This window comes from Pseudoalteromonas sp. MMG005 (assembly GCF_018101015.1).
Lineage (GTDB): Bacteria > Pseudomonadota > Gammaproteobacteria > Enterobacterales > Alteromonadaceae > Pseudoalteromonas > Pseudoalteromonas aurantia.
The window spans coordinates 153,483-171,479 of record NZ_JAGJEK010000006.1; the positions used below are offsets into that span (position 1 = coordinate 153,483).

Consider the following 17,997-nt stretch of genomic DNA (forward strand, 5'->3'; position numbering starts at 1 on the left):
GCTGATTTATTCCCCTGCAACGGTAGCGAGGTTAATATTATTGATACCAGCTAGTTTTGCTTGATCTATCACGCTGACAAGCAATTCAGTGGTAACCGTTTTATCAGCTTGAATTATAAGCGGGCGAGGATCTTTATCGTTGATGTGCCCAAGCGTTGACCTTATTCCTGCAACCCCTATATTTGTGCCACTGTACATCACCTGTCCATCAGAGGTGATAGCAAGAAGCAATACGGTCTTTTGTAAGTTCTGGCTAGAAACTGCGGTTGGTTTGTCGACCTCTACACCTGTCTCTTTAACAAACACAGTTGTAACAATGAAGAATATCAGGAGTATAAATACCACGTCGAGTAAAGGTGCAAGATCGATATCTTGGCTTTCTTGTTCAGTTGTTCGAGCGTCTAATGAAGATTTCATTTTAGCACCATGATTGACTTTTTATATTGAGATGAGAGGTATTGTTGTAACACTACAGCGGGAACGGCTAGTATTAGCCCTAATTGAGTGGTTAATAGTGCGTCTGATATGCCTCCAGACATAATTTCATTTTGGCTAAGACCATGATTAGCAGAAATATAATTAAACGTAGTGAGTAGCCCATTGATGGTACCCAATAATCCAAGTAAGGGAAGTGCTGCGATGAGTGTTGATATCGGTTTACTCCAATAACTCACTCTGGCCAACCACAGCGTGCTAGGGTGACGTACTAATAGTAGCTCAATCAATAAACAGTATGACACCACAGCAACACCAAGCAGCGCTAAAATGATAGGGTTAGTGAGTATGTCAATATAATTACTGCTCATTTTTAAGCTCATTAGAGTTAAACTCAACTTTACTTAATTTAGTTGCAATTGCTTCCAAGCGTATGTCAAAACTTTTAGACTTCTTATTCAGTAACGCACTGGCTATGAGTGCAGGAATAGCAACGATGAGACCTAATTCAGTAGTGATAAGTGCTTGTGAGATGCCTCCAGATACAACCGAGGCATCACCTGAACCAAACACATTCATCATCATGAAAGTGTGTATCATACCAGATACAGTGCCAAGTAATCCTAGCAGTGGCGCAACAGCTGCACACGTCGTAATAATACCTAAGTACTTCTCATTGCGATATTTTTGGTCTTTTAATTGCGCTATTAGTGAGTCATCGCGCTTTTGGGATATGGGCGTAGATTGTGCTATTTCAACGAGCGACTTTTGAATCGGTGCTAATGTGGTAACGTATGTTTGTAGCCTTGTTGAATCTTGTTGATGTATATAGGTTTCTATCTTATCAACCATTTCGTTTGCCAACTTGGGTAAACGTAAGAATTGTTGTGCTTTAAACAGTGCAGTCATCAATGCGAAAAAAGCAAATAAAAGTATAGGATATGCCCAAATACCCCCTTTTTGAATATAGGCTGATATTGAAAGCTGCTGTTGATTTAATTTATCTGCATTACCTAGTGTGGGGTCAAAGTGGAGTTCTGTCTGACCTTGAGCGCGTAACTGAGATAAACTGCTAAATAAAGTACCGTTATCATTCAGTGTATTTGTCGAAATGCGCAATAGCGCATTATCGTCATTTATGAACCCTGCACTACTTTCATTTACAGCAACAGAAATAGGGCCAAGGGCCAAGGTTTCGAACTGTTGTAACTGGCTACTATTGTCAATGATTTGCTTGGTTTTCCATGAAGGAGAAAGCTTTTTTTCTAGAAACGCTTTTACTTGTTCAAACTGTATTATGTTGTTGCTATCAGCAAGGGGGGACTGGGTTTGACTTGCAAAGCTTTGCACAAGTTGCTGCTGATAATTTTGTTGTGCTTGCCATGCTTGAACGCGTGACTTTAATGTTTCTAAGCTAAGTAGCTGTTCATCCTCTGCGCGTTGAATGTTCGCTGCTTTTTGACGTAGTGCTTTAATTTTACTTAATTTTTCTTGAATCTGTTTTGCTAGTATATGATGCTCATTATTAATATCTTGTTGTACTTTATGAAGTTGTGATTGTGCAGTATCGATACGTTTCAAAATCTCATCTGACAGAATGTCATTGGCAAAACAGTTGGCGCTGCTGAAAAGCATTAACATGGCAAGGTGCTTTATCATTATAAACTCCCCTGGTCGTTGTTAAGTAATGCCAGAGGCAATTGCACATATTTTGCTTGGGTTGGCGTACGAATAATCGTGGCAACTTGGGCTATTTGGTCCGCTGAAATGGGGGAGGTAAGTAATTCTTGGGCTTCATTATTGTGCCACCACCGCCAACCATTCTTATTACTTTGGCCATAACCATAAAATTGCTTATCAGCAGAAATGTACCAGCCATGACTAAGGCCTAAGTAAATTTGATCTACTAATATTTGCTGTGTTCCCCCACTTGTGGGGATATTTAATAGCCCTGTGTGCAATGCGACTCGATTGTTGAAATCATCAGCTTGTTTGAGGAGCTTAGTTATACTCTCTAAACGATTTGAGTTGTCTTTGTTAGCTTCTAAAGTGGGTAATTCAGCAGCCCATAGAGTCTGTACGGGGGCTGGTAGTGTTGGCTTTGTGCGATTGAGGTGCGAAATAATAGCCTGAATATTTATTGTTGATTTAGCTTGATGTTGCTCTAACTTGGTTTGTTCCTCAACAAGTTCAATACGCCGTTCGCTCACTTTGGTACTATTGTTTTTTGAAAATTCAATAAGCTTTTCAAGCGCTTCTTGCTCTTTGTTAAGTAAAGAAAGTTGTTGTTCCAAAGTGACTTTTCGTATTTTCCAGTTGCTTTGAATACTGCCAATTTGTTGCTCTAGGTTCAACCATTGCTGTAATACTTCTTGAGTATCACTTTTTTCGTAAGCGAAACTGTATGATGACATCGCTGTCATTAAGAGTGCAATCCTAAACATGGTGTTCCTTATTATTATTCTAAGCGCGGTTCGACACATAATCGTTTTAATAATCAGTATTATTAAATGGTGTTTTATAAGAAGTCAATAACCATTTTTAGTACCATAGTATAATGAATAAGCGACTTTTATCAGAACAATCACTTTATTACTTACCTTTTAAATGAAAGTGTGGCTAATATTAAATTATTTGGTTTTTTTAGACTCTAAGCTTTTTTCCCTACATAAACGCCAAACATATCTTTCAATAACATCCAGAGATTACACGTGTGTAAAAAGGGGTAATTAAGTTCTTCAGTATGGGTGGAAATCACTATTTATTACCGTCGATATGGATGGTTACCACTGAGTTACAGTGACCATCTGATTAGAGTTTTATTTCAATAATGTATAATGGAAAAGCGTAAATGGGAAAATAACCTTGTTGATTATTTGTATAAATTAAAGTTGAGTTTCGACTCTAATTTAATTTTTTCATTTGTTGATAGGTCGATAATAAAAAGCAGTTAGCTCTGATTTTAAGCGTGGTGCACTTCAGACTTGAATCTGCGGTGAAAATATCTGTATAGAGGTATTTCTATTGTGAAATCTCATCTATAGGTTTTATGAAATCCAATTGGATATTCCACTTCTATAATAAGTGAGGTACAAAACCTCACTTATTTGTGTATTAGAAACGTACTATTGTGGAAACGGCTTCTTCTGTTGCTGTTTGAATCGAGAGTTTTATTTCTCTGTTTTGCCAATCAATGTCTAGCATTCCATAGTTACTACCGGATTTATTGATTAAGTGATGGTCACTGGTTGTCATTTGATTGACATTTTGACTCACTGTACCGACTCGGCCTGTTGGAATAGTGTCGCCTGTTGTTGCGCAGAATCCCCAGTGCTGATTGGTGCCGTTACCATCGTTATCCAGTTGCGTATAACACCAGGGCTTTTCGCGACCTTCACTAGTACAGCCTCGATATGTTTTTCCTGCATGTTTCGCTGGAAACTGACATTGCTGCGTGTAATTATTATCGCCTTTAGCGTCGGCATAAATAGGAAGACGCAATGGATTTTCAATGTGATACGGCCAACTTTGTCCAAAACCTGATGCGGTGATTTCGTAGACTGTTGTCGCTTTACCATGTTCATGACTGGCTGGTATATTTTTTTGAAGTAATTCGCCCCAATGTTGGTCACCAGATAAAAAGATGACGGCTTTGGTTTTACCAGAATTTATTGATTTTTGCACCAAACGTAGTAGGCGCTCTCTTTGCGCAGGCATTTCAGCCCAAGATTCATAGCTTGTACCTGACATATTGGTTTCACCGAGGGATGAAATCGCATTATCAAATGTTGTGCCTTCTGCATATGCACAGTATTTAGATTTGGGTCTGCCTTGATACAAGGGAGGAAGCACTTGAATGCCACTGGCAATTAACTTTATTTGCGATGGTTTTGCTAATTCATTTTCCAACCATTGCCACTGCGCCATGCCTAAAATAGTGCTACTTGAGCCTTCACATTCACCGTAACTACTAAATGTTGGTGAACGGAAGTATCGGGCATCTAATGTGATAACGTGTGTTTGTTCTCCTGGTTGTCCCAACATTTTCGCTTCATAAATACCGGCTTGTGTTGTATGACGGGGATCGTCTGCTGGAACATCGAAATGACGTAAGTAAGCGGCTTGAGACTGCGCTCTTTTTGGGTAGTGCTTTCCTTCATTATTTAGGCCAAAATCATGGTCATCCCATGTGGCCATGGTTGGAATTTTCGCAGCTAAAAATTGTTGGTAATCTGAATTAAGTTTTTTATCATCATACTTCTGACGCATTTTACTCATATCAGTCGTATCCGCGTAAATATTATCTCCCAGCCATAAATACAGGTCGGGTTTGTGGCCTATTAGGCGAGCAAGGGCATCAGGCATATCGCCTTGTGTTTTGAAACACGAGCCCAAAGCAATACGATCTAACCGTTTACTTTGCTGTGGGTGGGTATGAGAGAGTAATTGTGCCGGTGGCGTGCGTTCACACTCTTCCCAGTTTCTTTCATCAGTGTAGCACCAAGGTGTTGTATGGTTGCGAGATGAACATCCATAAAACTGCTCTCCCATATAAGACGATGGTGATCTGCATGATGTTCCTGATATAGTAGTAAACTTGGGAATGGTCTCGACGCGGACATTCCCCCAACTAGCGCCATCGATAGGCTTTTTCAAGTAGCACCATTGGCTGCCGGTGTTATTTTTGTTTGTTGTGCCTTGATAGTCAGCGCCGAGATAATTAAAACTTGGCTTGCACTCGTTGTAATGAACTTCAGGTTCAGCGTGCACTGTTGTTGATAGCAGGCCAATAAACCAATAATTGATTATTTTCATATTAGAGTCTCAAACTTAAAGCGCATCATCATAAAGAGAATAGATGAAAGTTTTTTTTCAAATTTTTTTCAATATGAATATTTTGAAGAATTTAGAGTTACTATAAAATTAGCTAAAGAGAAGTATTGATTACTATATCTGTTCTATGTTGTTTTAAGGTGATTTACTGCGGTGCTTGAGGTGTATAAAAAAGCCCGACGATTAGTCTATATAATGGTAGGGCGCTGAGTGTTTCATCACATGGTCTTTGTATTTATATATGCGGAAATTTTCAATGGAGTTGTAAGTGTATGAGTATTATATTGACGCCTGCGATGCAAGCTTTGACTTTCGTTGAAAAATATAACTGGTGACGAGCAGTGTAATTAATCACAGCGGGTTTTATATTTGAATTAGGCCTGATGGTGATATCCATCAATAAGGGAAAGGTGTCACTAAGGGCCTGTATATGGCCAATTGTGTTCTCCAATCTTAGTGATAGTTTTGTTCGATTAGTGTCCTTGTAGTAGGTTGTGAGCGGTGCTTTCGAGAATTGCTTCAATGGTGCATGGTTGAAAATTTCATATACGGTAGTAATTTTACCTAGATTGCACGTATACCTTGTAACAAAGCAATATTTTTAAGAGCGGTTTTTAGGGGCTGTTGATCGTTGCTATTCTATTTTTGTTCTCTTTGAGCGCGCTTTTATCGCGGGGCTTAATATTTGGCCTAGTAATCTAAGCGAATATTAAGCAACAAAGAGAAAGGGGTGCTCAAAAGAACCGGTAGGCAGCGCTTGATTGGCTTTTCTACTATGTTATCGGCTGACTCACATGGAATAACCATGCTACGCAGCCTCTGCCTTATATAAAACCCAATCAAACTGCTGCAAAAATGAACCTGAAAGATCAACAGCCCCTAGTTAATTTATCTTTATTTCCGGTAACGTGTGACGCTGGCGAGCGTCACTAAATCGAAGTTATTAATTCTGACTATTTCTATTCCAATTAAAAGTATAATTTAATGCGTGACACCTATTATCTATAATGCAGTTGCTGCACCTTTTTCTGTTTTAGTAGGCTCATGTTATAGAGTTTTAAATGCCAGTATGGATAAGTTAGGTTATTGAAACTTAGCTAGGGGGATGTCGGAAGAGCGATATGAAGACGGTGCTTTTGACCTATGTATGGACTATAAGTTATAAGCTTAGGAAATGATAAAGTGTACATTTTGACTTTATATTATTGATTTTTACACAAAGATAATTGTTGATGACAAAGTGCTTATTTATGCGGTCGTTTAACATTAAATAATGGGTTTAGAGTTGATTTAATAGTTATTTTTCATTAATTAACTCATGGTTATTAGTTGTTTAGTTTAGTATCATTTTCTGAGAAAGTATGTAATAAATAATTCCCCAAAGCAGTGATGTAAGCTGTCAAATGGGAAATATTTAAAATTTAAAAAAGGATATTTATATGAATAAATTATTATCTGCACTTGTAATTGCATCAGGTTTTTTATCAGGCGTTTCGGTTGCGGCAGACATTGAGCAGGGCGTAATGAAAGACGAGAATAATTACTATGGACTTGAGAAGGCACAATCAAATATCGCGTTGAATGCACCATTTTCAAAGCAATATGAAGATATGTCAGCTGAGTCTGAGATCACACCGTTTGGGCCTGCAAGAGGTATTTCTTATTTTGAGATAGGTTTGGTACGTTCAGCAAATGGTGGCGATCAAACTATTACCAAAAGTGCCTTTTCGACAGGAACAGATCATGGTGGAAGTTATTTATATGTATACGCATGGCAGGTAGGTTACGGTAACCCTAACAACGCAACGATGAATGGCCAATCAAAACCTGCAGCATTGAGTGAAGCACGGTGTGGTAGCGATTTACACCGTTGTAGAGCGGGAGAGACAGTGACTGGTTGGTTATATGGCTGGGATTTTTCAGGTCAACAAAATGGACAGGTTAAAATATCGTCAAATTCAGTCGCGTCACCTTTTGGTAACTGGAGTGATTCGCTTTACATTAATTAATGATGTAGAAGCTAAAGCATAATGTGATGTGCGCATTATGCTTGTTAGCTTATTGATTTTTGCTCTGTACTAAGCGTTCTAGTACTGCTATTGAGTCTAAATATATTTGCTTTGACTGCTCGGTATGGCCGCCCATTGCCGTAGATATTTTAAATGTTTCTCGCATATCATTAAGTAAGTCATGCTTTTGGTTAGGGTCTTCGTTCATAGATGTTGGCGCGCCTATAGCCATCATTTGACCTGTGCCAATAAAGCCCCCGTCATATAGGTCTTTAGAGAGTGAGCGCATATCTTTAGCTGTAATACTGTGCACATCATACTTATTGGCAATTTCTTGCCACTTTCCTTGTGCTTGCCTACCAGCATCACTAATTGAAACTTGATCCGATTTACCAGCCGATGTTGTTGTTTGACTACTTGCTGCAATTGGCTTCTGAGACTGTGTTGTATATGAGTGGTTTACATAACTAGTTTGATTGACAATCATTGGTAACTCCTTCCGTGCTAGTGTTTTCAAGACATTATCAAGTGATAATACAAGCAATTTAGGTGCCATCATTACATAATTTTAACAAGTGGGCATATATTGAAGCATTGAGTGCTGTTTGATGAGTATGCCAGATAAGATATCTTGATATCGCAACTTTAGAGGGGAGTTATTATTAAGCTTTGAGTCTGTTGGGGTTTGTTGATGAGGAGGGAAAAAGTACCGACAGCTTTGCTATCGATACTTGTCCATGTGAACACTTAAATTAGTCGAACACTATCTGCGTAGTTCGAGCTAATTTAACTAGACTGGATCTGAGTCGTCAACAAGTTCATTGATACATGTTTTTACTGCCATTCGCGTGGCTTTCTTTCCTTCAAAATAGACTGTAAACTCATCTAAAGTGACATCGCTACTAGTGTCAGAGTCCATTGCAGTGAAAGTATCTGTTCTATGTGTTGTCATTGCTGATGTGATTTCTGATAAGCTTAGACCACCGTTTACATCAGTATCTAATGCTGAAAATTTGTCTTCAGGTGATGCGAATTTATCGACATCAGGTACCGTTATGCTGTTGTCTCCACTGGCATCTTTAGCGTCTTGAACACATTGTACAATAGCAGCAGCATAAGTTGATAAATCTGTTTGGTTGCGCTTTTTAGCCAAAAATTCGCTTAACTCAATTTCAGAGTTCGTATCGGTATCTGCTTTATCGAGCTTTTTCTGTGCGCGACTATCAATGTTTGCAAGTAGCTCATCCAAAGTAATGGTGGTACTTTCGTCTACATCGATGCGTGCAAACATGATTTCAGGGGTTTTCTTTTTACTTTTACCACCTTTACGTGCGTCTACAGGGTTACTGAGCGTAAGCGCGGTTAATGCAGTGCCGATTAATGCGATATTGATGATTGAAAGTTTCATAGTCATTCTCTTTTTAGTAGATTCAAAGGTTACAACGGTTAAGTCAGTGAATGGTTGACAAAGTTACCGTAAAAAAACTGTTTATTTTTAACTGTATGAAATAAAGGCAATTTTATTTTTCGGAACGCATCTACCAATTGTCTCGTGTTGGTTAAATCTAAAATGAAGGGTAAATGTGCAAAAAATGTGACTCAGTTTGTCAACCATCAAATTTCTGATACGTTTAATAGAATGAGGATCAGTAATGTGTAGGTGGTAATATTCATAAAGCAACAGAGTTAGCGGTGGCTAAAGGAAATAATGGTGATTGCAAATATGGGTGAAACACCTGGCCAAATGTCGTTAAATAGCTTTCTAATGGTGGTTGAGAAAAAAGCGTATAATATGGCGCTTATCTCTTTGGCAAATCATGCTGAAGCGCTAGATATTGTGCAAGATGCGATGTTAAAGTTTACTACTAATTATCACTGTAAACCACAAGAGCAGTGGAAACCGCTGTTTTACCGCATAGTACAAAATTTAATTATGGATTGGCATAGGAAGCAAAAGGTGCGTCGAATTATGACTTTTTGGCGTGAAGAAGACGGGACGCCGGAACCTTGGCTGGCTTCACTTGCCGATTGCCCTGAGCAAAGTGCGCAACAGAAACAACAGAGTGAATATGTGCTGGCAATGTTAAATGAGTTACCAGTGAAGCAGCAGCAGTGCTTTTTATTGCGCGCTTGGGAAGGGTTATCGGTTAAAGAGACGGCTCAGATAATGAAGTGTTCGCAAGGAACAATTAAGACCCACTTCTCTAGAGCGAGTGCAAAACTGAAAGTAGGTATTGAGGTAGGAAATGAGTGATAGACCATTAGCACAGCATGAACAACAGATATGCAATGTGTTGGATCAGAGACTAAATGATACTGATGGCTTGACAGCATCTCAACTCGCAAATATGCGACTAAAAGCCATTGAAGCAAGCGCGAATGTAAAGCACCAGCCAATGAAGGTTCAATTAAAGTATGCTTCGGCATTTGCGATTGTACTGATGATTGGAGGGGGATTTTTATCTAATTTGTCAATAGAGTCGCCGATGGGAGTCACGAGTATCCCAACAGCAATGTTACACGCAAATGATATGCTGCCATCGGAGGATATTGCCATGTTAGAAGATATCGAATTTGTGCAATGGTTAGCAAATAGTGACTATGAGCTATAAAATAGCATGGGTGGTGATGTTAAGCGCTTCCAGCTTATTGAGTGCGAATGAAACTAATGAGCACAAGGTAACTGCATTGAAAAAGCAAGATACTGGCGCCGTATCTAAAGGCGCTATTTCGGTAGAATTTTTACTATATTTATCTGATTTAACACTAGTTAATGGTGATATCGTTGGGCCTTTAGATATGACAAAAGTGCAGGAAGCCGATACGCTTGAAAATACAGAGAAACGCGTTGAAGCAGAGAGTAAACAGCCATTGAAAGTAAAGGAGGAAGTAAAATGAGAATCATTTTTTTGGTCTTTTTAGCTGTTTGTTTTACCTGTATGAGTGTGGATGCACAGCAAAGCTGGGAGACTTTGAGTAAAGCGCACAAGCAAGTGTTGGTTAATGTTAAGGAGCAATGGGCTGAGCTGGATACTGGCAAACAGCAGCAGCTTATGAGAGGTGCAGACCGTTGGTTAAGCATGAATGAACAGCAACGCACAAGTAGTACTAAACAATTTGAACAGTGGCGAAGCTTGCCTAAAGAGCAACAACAAAAACTGCAGATTCAATATGATAAATTCAAAAAGTTGCCAGCCACGCAACAAAAAAAGCTGCGCGATGTGCATAAAAAGTTTAATAAGTTGCCAAAAGCACAGCAGCGTGCACTTCGAGATAAGTTTCGACAAACGAAGCAGAAAAAGCAAAGAGCAATACAGCGAAAACGTATAAGAAAAGGCGGGGGCTGACATGCCAACAGGGAATGAACCTAAAACTGATAGCCAAGGCCTATAGACAAATCATTGCCAGAGGTGTCACTTGAAAAATCTTGGCTGAATGACACATCTATTGTCCAAAACTCACCCAGCAGCAACATAGTGTAAAAACGTGCTTGTCCATAGCTATCAGTACTCAGGTGATCAGTAATGCCAATGTTTGGTCTTGAATTAGTTCGACGTGTATTGCCCTGACGTATAGGGTTGGTGTTTAGCGCAGTTATACTGTTGTCTTTTACTAGTTGGTGCCAACTGACCTGAACACCATAGATAAGTGCGTTATGTTGACCCAATGCAGCATAGCGAGACGCATCAAGCGCGATAGAGGCGAACGTTGTGTCAATTTCTTGAACGGTACGTGCGCTTCGAGTTTTGGGAAGGGTTAAATATTCATCACTTTCCCATTTATTACTTTGTATTGTTGTGGATACATTGTAATAAAAAGATCCCATTTCTGTACCCCAGCCAAGGGTACCTGTGTAACTATAAGCGCGGTTTTTTTGTTCTAAAGCGTTGACCTTGCGCGCCGTATTCTGTATGTGAATATTATCTTGCCAGTGATCGTAAAAAACAGACCCATACCAGGCATCATCGAAATAGTAAGTAAGGGCAAAGCCATATGTATCAACCTCAATATCTGCCTGGAGAGATTCAGTGATCTGGGTACCTTGTGTCCATAAACCGTAATTGAACGAGATGGTATGTTTTGCTGTGACGTCAAATGAGGCAAGTGCATTCACCCCAATAGGGTCAAAATCAACATGTTGTTGGCGAAATGGTATCGTGTGTTTTACTTGTGAAGCGCTAAGATAAATATCACTTGCAAGTCCTTGTTGTATATTGAATAAAAAAATGGTGACCGTGAGATAAATCCATACTTTAATTATTGGCATTTGCGTTCTGTATTTTCTTATTGAGTAATGAATATTAGCGGAGTTTGAAAAAATGCTGAAGTTTTTGTTATATATATCGCTTAATGTTCGCATGTTTGGCGTGTTAAATGCTAGTGTGTTGGCTATTAGTACAAGGAATGACGTATGTCTTAGCATTGTTTTGTGGTTATTCGCCGTAAAATCATTGTTTGATGTTGAGTCATACAACTTTTTACAGTTTTATGCGTGACCAGTCCCTGTTCTTTGTATAACTTTCAGTTTTTATATTTAATGAGCTTTTTATGTCTTCCAATAAAATTAATTTGTCACTGGTTCTGTCGGCTTCTGCGTTGGCTGTTGTTGTGTATGGTACGTTTTTTAAACAAGGAAGCTCGGAGGTTAGCGTTGTAAATGCAGCGTCCGATCATGAGAACACTCAGCAATGGGGGACACTGTCTGACAATGATGATGTTGATACGGAAATATTGGAATTACGTCGTTATATTTTAGATCTGGAAGAGCGCATAAATAATATTCAGTATAGTCAAAAAGAGACAGGCACTGTCGCAGCTGTATCAGGGAACTTTGCTGACGCGGTATTAGAAGTATTAGAAAATAAAGAGCAAAAAGAACGTGAAAAACTTCGTGAGCAAAACCCGATGTATGGGTTCTACGAAGATTTACCAGAAGATTATGAAATCAGAATTAAAACAGATCCGGAGTATGCGCGACAAGTTGGTAAGGATCTCAAACGACAGATCATCGATGAGAACTTACCGGTAATGGATAGACTTGCAGCTATGAGCCAGTTACAGATGACAATGTTTATGCTTAATAAGACGGAAATGCCAGAATATGATTATGAAGCTGTTGATGCTATTTTGAAAATTAGTAAAAACAGCAGTGATGATAAAGTTAAAATTCAAGCACTTGAGGTAGTCGCACATACACCTGTTGCTGATCCAAGGGTGTCGGATAGCTTTGTCACTATGTTAGAAAAAGAACAAAATGACTATATCAGAAGTATGGCAGCGGAAGGGCTTGTGGCTCAGTATTATAAAGCGCAAAGCAAGCAGCCTGAATACAGTAAGAAAGTTGCGGAAGATATTTTAGCACTTTATGACAATGCGCCTGATGCGAAATTGAAACAGTTGTTAGAAAGCATTATAGGCGATGAGAGAATGCTTGAAGAATTAAGAAATTCAGCTAACCCATAATGTTTGCCTAAGCTCTGTTGCACATCATAACATCATGTAATATTACATGATGTTATGCTCACATTACTTGATCAGGTAAGTACAAATAGCTTTCTTTGTTTAAGGTCCAAGCGAGATCTTTTGACGTTTTGGTTGAGCATGTTTTTTGCTTCAATACATCGCTTTGCTTAATACTATCAAAAGAAAAAAGTTGTATTGAAATGAGTGGCATGCCACCAATACATTCGCAAACAAACACCAAGTATGCTGATTTAAAGTCTTTTTTTTGCTCCGCTTTACTCATTCGTAGTGTTTCTTTTTCTATACTATGAATAATGGCGGGGGCGAAGGCGAGTTCTTGACCTGAGACATTAATGCCTAATAGTGTTTCAAATAATTTCGGGTGGTTATTTTGACGTAAATCTTGGTGGTTTATTGTCAACTCAATATTTGATGTTTGCACAAAGTAACCCGTTTTATTAATTAACGTTGATAATGCGTGATAATTAAATGCGGAGTATGGCTTTCCTGTTGCAGGATTCGGTGTTGTCGAAAGTGTTTTCATCATTGCCGAGAATAAACTGACTGCTTTAAAAAATTGCAACTGTACGGTACTCGGTAATGGTTTTCTTGGATCATGATGTGTGGAAAACAAAATATGGCCAGTTGCATTAAAGTAAGTATAACGGGGCAGTGTGGTGCAAAGCTGGGTATTGGCTGATGTTTCACGGCTTTTACGGCTAAATAGGCTAAACCATTTCAAAAATAATATGCTCCATCAATTGAAGGCTTAGCCATAAGTGGACTAAGCCTCAAAAAGTATACTTTAACCTCAGCTCTAGATAAGCGAATTTGCCCAATAAAGCTATTTTTCTCACTCTCGGCGTTGCTTTCATTTGTAATAGCCCGCTATTACTGCATAAAAGCGCCTTGATATTGAACTAAATATCCTCATTGGATTGTACGTAAGTTTGTTTGCAAAATATTTTCTATTCCAAAACCCTTATCCAAACCTGAGGTTACTTTATGAAGTTGCTATGTTAAATGTTTCAGCACTTTGAGCAACGACATTACCCGACTTATCAAGTACTTCTATAGTAGAAACCGTTGCTTGTGTACCTGACACGGTAAAGTTAATTGAATCAGTACCCCAATTAGCAGCAGTGATCACACCGTCACCGTCTGCAAATCTTAACTTCCCAGCTTCTACTGGTAAAAACTGACCTTGGATTTGGTAGGTTGTACCCGTAGAAAGTGCTGAACCAGATTCAATGATCGAGAATGTTTTAGCATCAACGATGTCATTTATTGTCGGTGTTTGTGTCAGCAAGCCACTTAACCAGTTGATTAACTCTAAGTAGTCAGGATCAGAGTTGATGGCATCTAAGTCCCCTGCATATGATTTAATGAACGATGGGGTAACAAACATATAAGTATCTTTATGTAGTGTCCACGTTGTTGAGATTGAAGACTCACTAAAACAAGGACCTAACTTAAGTTGCTGCTTATTTTGCTCGCAATCTGCATAGACGACAATGGCACTCACTATAGGCATACCTAGTAAGTATTCACACACAAAAACGATGTTACCTACTTTACTGCTTGAGTGGCTTTTAGAACCCGATATATTTAGGCCCTCTTTCCCAATTGAAGAGACCATGGCTGAGGCAAAGCTCATTTCGCCAGCGCCAGTTGCTAAACCTAATAGTGATTCGATAAGCTCCTTACTAAAATCAGCACCGAAACTTTTTGTTTCGTATTTTACATCCTCTTCAGTAACATGAACAAAGAGCCCTGAGCCACTAATGATATTTTGTAGGGCTTCGTAGTTATATAGAGAATATGGCTTTTTAGTTGCTGGGTTTTTTGTGGTTGTTATTGCGCGTGACATGCCTGCAAAAAATACAGATACTTCGGCAAACACCTTTTGAACGGACTCAGATAAAGGGGTGCTAGCGTCTATGGTACTAGACATCATGATATTCCCAGTTTCGTTGAAAACATAATATTTCTTTGCTTCAACATTGTTAGGGTTTTTGACTGCTTGCTTTAGAGGGACTGTTTGAGTGTTTGTTGCCATGATACTTCCTTATTATTAAAGTCTACGGATATATAGTTGAACATGAGACAAAATACCACCTAGTTGCATTGGCACATGCCATGCAATTTCGGCTCATTAATTGTTGTTACACAATCATGATTATCTAAGACGACGGTAATCGCTTTGAGCGGGCAAGTACTTGCTCAAAGTTCAATGATGACCAATTAACAACGAGTGTAGTAATAATAAGCAAATAATGTAATTACAGTGCATTACAAATAAATAGTAGGGAAAGGATAAGAGGGCGTTTTCTGCAGAGCAGCTGTTGTTACTCTGGAGATTCTGATTCATTGACTACTTCGTGTTGCGCTTCTCTTTCAGCTTTCGAAATATAACGCGGTTTATTGCTTTTATGTAGTTTTGCATTGGCGCGCTTGTCTTTTTTCTTTAGTTTTTCGTATATCTTTTTTTTACGGTTCATTGGTGGCTCCTCAATAACAGCCCGCCATTGTATTGCGAATGCATTCACAATGGAAATAATACGATAAAAATTCTCACTGTTAGTTCCTTTTTTATGTTTTTATGTTTTTATTTTGTGTTTTTTGTTATTTATTTTTTACTATAAGTTGCTGTAAATTCGAATAATTGCAAATATTAACATGACAGCGATGTCTTTTCCTGTTGCTGAATTGTGACCTCAGTGTTATGTTTAGTTCCCCTTTCGGGGCTTAATTCTAGGGGAAATAATGAATCATAAAAAAAATATCATTGCAGCAGCCGTGCTTTCTGCAACGTGTGCGGCAAACGCGAACACAGCACCAACACAAGAACTCATAAAAAAAGATCCGCTGACTTACCAACAGTGGCATCTACAAAATACAGGTCAAACTGGTTTTTCATTATCAGCAGGCCAAGTTGGTGAAGATTTAAATGTCGACTTTTCTGACCGCATGGGCATTAAAGGTCGAGGTATTACAGTCTCAGTGATTGATACTGGTGTTGAAATTTCTCACCCAGATCTCGTAAACAATGTTGTAGCCGGTTCTAAAAACTTAATTGATGGTACTGATTCACCAACCGATACCCATGGTCATGGTACTGCTGTTGCGGGTTTAATTGCAGCGGAAGAAGGTAATGGTCTGGGTGGACGAGGTGTTTCACCATATGCAAATTTAGTCGGATTTAACTTTTTAGATGAGCAGTCGATCCAATCTTGGATGATATCTCATGGACTAAATGAAGATTTCCGTGCATTAGATCGCTTTACAGATCCACGTGTATTTAACCAAAGCTACGGCAGCACACCGTCAGCACCGGTCAATGGCAAGTTAGAAAACAATCCGCGTTTTGCGTTAGAAGAGCAAGTAATGCAAGATATTACGTTGGATAGTCATTGGGGACGTGGTGCTGTTTATGTAAAATCAGCGGGTAACTCATTCAGAAGTTATTCGACCTACATTCAAGGTACCCGATTCTTAGTATTACCATATGAAAATAACCAGTTTTTCAATAACCAAGGGTTACCATTTCATGACGCCAATATTACTTTGGGTAATACGACCAATTGGAACCTTGTGGTGTCAGCATTAAATGCAGATGGTAAGTTATCGTCATATTCATCGGCCGGTGCGAATGTTTTCTTGTCAGCACCAGGTGGTGAATATGGTCAAGATAAGCCCGCGATGGTGACGGTGGATTTAACCGGTTGTGACAAAGGCGGTAACGTAGCTGGTGCACACAAAAATGTCCTACATGGTGGTTCAGAGCTTGATCCAAATTGTGACTATCGCGGTACTATGAACGGTACATCATCAGCAGCACCAAATACCTCTGGCGCGGTTGCAACGGTCATGTCGGCTAACCCTGCGCTAGATTCTCGTACGGTTCGCCATTTACTCGCTTCTACAGCACGTAAAACTGACCCAACACATAATGGTGTGACCATTAATTTTGAATCGGCAACAGGCGAGCAAGTGAGCTATGATGCGATTCCTGCGTGGCAAACAAATGCGGCAGGGTATCACTTTCATAACTTCTATGGCTTAGGTGCAGTCAATGTCGATGATGCTGTTTATAAAGCGTTATTTACAGGTGTGTCTTTACCTAAGTTGCAAACACTTGATTGGCAGCGACAAGAAGCGAACGTGACTATTCCTGATGCAAGTTTGGCAGGCGCACAGAGCACAACCGTTGTTGAAGAAAATCTAACGGTTGAAGCGGTACAATTGAAACTGAACATTGACCACGAACGTTTACGCGATATTGCGATAGAGTTAACGTCACCATCGGGTACTCGCAGTGTGGTCCTAAGTGCTCGTACCGGTTTCTTAAATGGCACAGATGGCGGGTTTACAGACGCAATTATGCTAAGCCACCATTTTTACGGTGAGCAGTCGCAAGGTAATTGGACAATTAAAGTAATAGATACAGATAAAGGCACAAGTAACACGCTAATTTATAATCAAAACATTGGCTTATTTGGGACAAATAATGCAAATAACAGTGTAGATGGCGTATTAAAAGATTGGTCTTTAAGAATTTATGGTCACTAAGGGGTCGATGCATATGAAACAACTATTAGTAATTGCTGCTTTGACAGCATCTTCAGTGGCAATCGCAAACACTGAGGTGACAAATGACGAGCTTGCACAACACCAACTTCAAGATGTCAGTGTTTTATTGGCACAAGGCGGTCAATTTGGCACAGTTAATGGCAAGCAAAGTGTTGAAAAAGGTCAGGTTATCATTGGTGAAAATGGTCTGAGCGCATATGAGGCAACTGGTGAAGTCATTATCGAGTTGGCATCATTTGCTGATGCAGATAAAGTTGCAGCAGCACACGGGCTAACATTGAAGCAAGCCTACAAAACATTTTATGTTGTCACGTCATCAGAGTCTAACCTAACGGCAGTTGTGAATACATTACGTAAGCAAGGTACTGTTATATCAGCTGACTTAGGCTTAATTGACTTAGGTACTAAGGTTAATTAATTCATTAAAAAGGCTCAGAAGCTTGGCTTTTGAGCCTTCTTAATTGTACGCAACCACTCGTTTAATTGTGTTACCTTCTTCGCTTTTCTTCATTCGCGTTCGTTCTAACTTAAAAAGTATGTTATTAAAGCGTGTTCGCTGATCACAACGCAACCACAGTGATAACTTAACTGACGGAGTAATGTTACCTTGGTATCATGCACTTAGATAAGATGTGATGATATAAGCTGTGAGTGTTAACGCTAA

General features: G+C 39.2%; 19 protein-coding genes. 8 read left to right on the forward strand and 11 right to left on the reverse strand.

The window, feature by feature from the left end; genetic code table 11:
• Positions 1-6: 6 nt before the first annotated feature.
• The 5 genes from J8M01_RS06630 to J8M01_RS06650 form a co-directional block, all read right to left on the reverse strand.
• Positions 7-417 carry a biopolymer transporter ExbD gene (locus J8M01_RS06630; RefSeq protein WP_192509682.1) on the reverse strand — a complete coding sequence of 137 codons (411 nt, stop codon included), beginning with the start codon at positions 415-417 and terminating at the stop codon, positions 7-9.
• Complete coding sequence (locus J8M01_RS06635) at positions 414-806, reverse strand: MotA/TolQ/ExbB proton channel family protein (protein ID WP_211057441.1); 393 nt, start codon at positions 804-806, stop codon at positions 414-416. Before J8M01_RS06635 ends, J8M01_RS06630 begins: the two co-directional genes overlap by 4 nt.
• Positions 796-2,094 carry a MotA/TolQ/ExbB proton channel family protein gene (locus tag J8M01_RS06640; protein WP_211057442.1) on the reverse strand — a complete coding sequence of 433 codons (1,299 nt, stop codon included), beginning with the start codon at positions 2,092-2,094 and terminating at the stop codon, positions 796-798. Before J8M01_RS06640 ends, J8M01_RS06635 begins: the two co-directional genes overlap by 11 nt.
• Positions 2,094-2,879 (reverse strand): DUF3450 family protein, encoded by a 786-nt coding sequence (locus tag J8M01_RS06645; protein WP_192509685.1) that lies wholly within the window; start codon positions 2,877-2,879, stop codon positions 2,094-2,096. The genes J8M01_RS06640 and J8M01_RS06645 overlap by 1 nt, the downstream gene beginning before the upstream one ends.
• Positions 2,880-3,549: 670 nt before the next feature.
• Positions 3,550-5,250 carry an alkaline phosphatase D family protein gene (locus J8M01_RS06650; RefSeq protein WP_211057443.1) on the reverse strand — a complete coding sequence of 567 codons (1,701 nt, stop codon included), beginning with the start codon at positions 5,248-5,250 and terminating at the stop codon, positions 3,550-3,552.
• Between the two features lie 1,457 nt (positions 5,251-6,707).
• Between J8M01_RS06650 and J8M01_RS06655 the strand changes: the two genes are divergently transcribed.
• Positions 6,708-7,277 carry a DUF4879 domain-containing protein gene (locus J8M01_RS06655; RefSeq protein ID WP_247671029.1) on the forward strand — a complete coding sequence of 190 codons (570 nt, stop codon included), beginning with the start codon at positions 6,708-6,710 and terminating at the stop codon, positions 7,275-7,277.
• A gap of 49 nt (positions 7,278-7,326) precedes the next feature.
• Here the strand turns inward: J8M01_RS06655 and J8M01_RS06660 are convergent, their stop codons facing one another.
• The gene (locus J8M01_RS06660) at positions 7,327-7,764 is read right to left on the reverse strand and encodes a hypothetical protein (RefSeq protein ID WP_211057444.1); all 438 of its coding nucleotides are present in this window, start codon (positions 7,762-7,764) and stop codon (positions 7,327-7,329) included.
• A gap of 303 nt (positions 7,765-8,067) precedes the next feature.
• On the reverse strand, positions 8,068-8,685 hold the full coding sequence (locus J8M01_RS06665) for a hypothetical protein (RefSeq protein ID WP_211057445.1): 618 nt from the start codon (positions 8,683-8,685) through the stop codon (positions 8,068-8,070).
• Positions 8,686-8,985: 300 nt separating this feature from the next.
• On the opposite strand from J8M01_RS06665, the gene J8M01_RS06670 reads away from it, so the two are divergent.
• Genes J8M01_RS06670 through J8M01_RS06685 form a run of 4 tightly spaced genes read left to right on the forward strand, consistent with a single transcriptional unit; the run spans position 8,986 to position 10,624 of the window.
• Complete coding sequence (locus J8M01_RS06670) at positions 8,986-9,531, forward strand: RNA polymerase sigma factor (protein WP_210995151.1); 546 nt, start codon at positions 8,986-8,988, stop codon at positions 9,529-9,531.
• Complete coding sequence (locus J8M01_RS06675; protein ID WP_211057446.1) at positions 9,524-9,889, forward strand: hypothetical protein; 366 nt, start codon at positions 9,524-9,526, stop codon at positions 9,887-9,889. Before J8M01_RS06670 ends, J8M01_RS06675 begins: the two co-directional genes overlap by 8 nt.
• A complete protein-coding gene (locus J8M01_RS06680; RefSeq protein WP_211057447.1) occupies positions 9,879-10,175 on the forward strand; it encodes a hypothetical protein in 297 nt (98 codons plus the stop codon). Before J8M01_RS06675 ends, J8M01_RS06680 begins: the two co-directional genes overlap by 11 nt.
• The gene (locus J8M01_RS06685) at positions 10,172-10,624 is read left to right on the forward strand and encodes a DUF3106 domain-containing protein (protein ID WP_211057448.1); all 453 of its coding nucleotides are present in this window, start codon (positions 10,172-10,174) and stop codon (positions 10,622-10,624) included. The genes J8M01_RS06680 and J8M01_RS06685 overlap by 4 nt, the downstream gene beginning before the upstream one ends.
• Before the next feature lie 20 nt (positions 10,625-10,644).
• On the opposite strand, the gene J8M01_RS06690 is transcribed toward J8M01_RS06685, so the two are convergent.
• Entirely contained in the window at positions 10,645-11,544 is a 900-nt protein-coding gene (locus tag J8M01_RS06690) for a hypothetical protein (RefSeq protein WP_211057449.1), read from the reverse strand.
• 281 nt (positions 11,545-11,825) lie between these two features.
• Here J8M01_RS06690 and J8M01_RS06695 point away from each other — a divergent pair, with 281 nt between their 5' ends.
• Positions 11,826-12,740 (forward strand): hypothetical protein, encoded by a 915-nt coding sequence (locus tag J8M01_RS06695; protein ID WP_211057450.1) that lies wholly within the window; start codon positions 11,826-11,828, stop codon positions 12,738-12,740.
• A 58-nt stretch (positions 12,741-12,798) separates the two neighbouring features.
• On the opposite strand, the gene J8M01_RS06700 is transcribed toward J8M01_RS06695, so the two are convergent.
• The 3 genes from J8M01_RS06700 to J8M01_RS06710 all read right to left on the reverse strand — a co-directional run bounded on the left by J8M01_RS06700 (position 12,799) and on the right by J8M01_RS06710 (position 15,241).
• Positions 12,799-13,482 (reverse strand): hypothetical protein, encoded by a 684-nt coding sequence (locus J8M01_RS06700; protein WP_192509694.1) that lies wholly within the window; start codon positions 13,480-13,482, stop codon positions 12,799-12,801.
• A gap of 261 nt (positions 13,483-13,743) precedes the next feature.
• Complete coding sequence (locus J8M01_RS06705; protein WP_210995158.1) at positions 13,744-14,799, reverse strand: hypothetical protein; 1,056 nt, start codon at positions 14,797-14,799, stop codon at positions 13,744-13,746.
• A 289-nt stretch (positions 14,800-15,088) separates the two neighbouring features.
• Positions 15,089-15,241 carry a DUF2986 domain-containing protein gene (locus J8M01_RS06710; RefSeq protein ID WP_192509696.1) on the reverse strand — a complete coding sequence of 51 codons (153 nt, stop codon included), beginning with the start codon at positions 15,239-15,241 and terminating at the stop codon, positions 15,089-15,091.
• Positions 15,242-15,506: 265 nt separating this feature from the next.
• Between J8M01_RS06710 and J8M01_RS06715 the strand changes: the two genes are divergently transcribed.
• Positions 15,507-17,312, forward strand: coding sequence for a S8 family serine peptidase (locus J8M01_RS06715; RefSeq protein WP_211057451.1), 1,806 nt, complete (start codon positions 15,507-15,509; stop codon positions 17,310-17,312).
• A 13-nt stretch (positions 17,313-17,325) separates the two neighbouring features.
• On the forward strand, positions 17,326-17,751 hold the full coding sequence (locus tag J8M01_RS06720; protein WP_211057452.1) for a hypothetical protein: 426 nt from the start codon (positions 17,326-17,328) through the stop codon (positions 17,749-17,751).
• The last annotated feature ends 246 nt before the right edge of the window (positions 17,752-17,997 follow it).